Source organism: Rhodovulum strictum, assembly GCF_009649175.1.
Taxonomy (GTDB): domain Bacteria; phylum Pseudomonadota; class Alphaproteobacteria; order Rhodobacterales; family Rhodobacteraceae; genus Rhodovulum; species Rhodovulum strictum.
In genome coordinates, this window is record NZ_WJPO01000081.1 from 1 (window position 1) to 982 (window position 982).

General features: G+C 69.9%; 2 protein-coding genes. Both read right to left on the reverse strand.

Features of this window, described 5'->3' with window-relative positions:
* A partial coding sequence (locus GH815_RS18705) for a cytochrome b/b6 domain-containing protein (RefSeq protein ID WP_153750233.1) occupies positions 1 to 605 on the reverse strand: 605 nt, incomplete at its 3' end.
* Entirely contained in the window at positions 605 to 904 is a 300-nt protein-coding gene (locus GH815_RS18710; RefSeq protein ID WP_153750234.1) for a PepSY domain-containing protein, read from the reverse strand. The genes GH815_RS18705 and GH815_RS18710, both read right to left, overlap by 1 nt.
* Positions 905 to 982 lie beyond the last annotated feature (78 nt).

Here is a 982-nt window from a genome sequence, read left to right on the forward strand (position 1 = left end):
TTGTCGCCGGTGATCATGGCGCGGGCGAGGTTTTCGCGATGCACGCTGCTGGCAAGCAGGACGCCGCCCAGATGCAGCAGGATCAGGAAAAGCGAGAGGTTCGCGGCGGTCTCGTGGATCTCCTCCCACGGGCTTTCCGCCTTCTCGCCATGCCCGTCATGCGCATCATGCTCTGCGGACTCGACCCGGGCGACCATCCCGGCCAGCGGGCCTTCGCCCTCCTCGGCGGCCAGCGTTGCCATGCCCGAGAACGCGGTCACGCCCAGCATGAGCAGCAACGCCACCGTCATCGCGCCGCCTGCCGGGCTGTGGCCGACATGGCGTTCGGCCTTGCCCGACAGCAGCGCCTTGAGATAGGCGATCACCCGGTCGGGGCCGGTCACGAAATCGGCGAAGCGCGCGTGTTCCGGCCCGACGAAGCCCCAGGCCAGCCGCAGCGCAACCGTGATCGCGATGGCGTAGCCCGCCCAGCTATGCAGCCATTCGGGCTCGCCCTCGGTCAGATAGGCGATGGCAAAGCCCGCCACCAGAACCCAATGCCCGATGCGCACCACCGGATCCCAGACCCGGATCAGCGCCCCCGCTTGCACGCTTTGCCCCGGCATCAGTCGTTCCCCCGGCGGCTGTCGCCGATGGGGGTGCCGGTGGCGCCGTCGAACCGGGCCTTGAGCCGGGCACCCGAACGGTCCAGCATCTTGACCTCCCAGTAGCGGCCATCCTCGCGCTCGGCCTCCAGCAGGGTATAGCCTTGCGCCTCGAGCCGGGCGGCCAGCGTGCCAAGCGCCATCCACTGGACCGGCTGCGCCATGGGCACAGGCTGGTCGGGGGTCGCTTGCGCCATGCCCATCGCGGGCAGGCCAAGCGCCGCGGCGATTGCGGCCGGGAACAGAAGGCTGCGGGTCATTGTCGTCTCCTTGGTTGGGGGCCTTGTCGGCCGATGTGGCCCCGTTCTGGCACGCCCGCCCTGACGCTGGCCTGACCG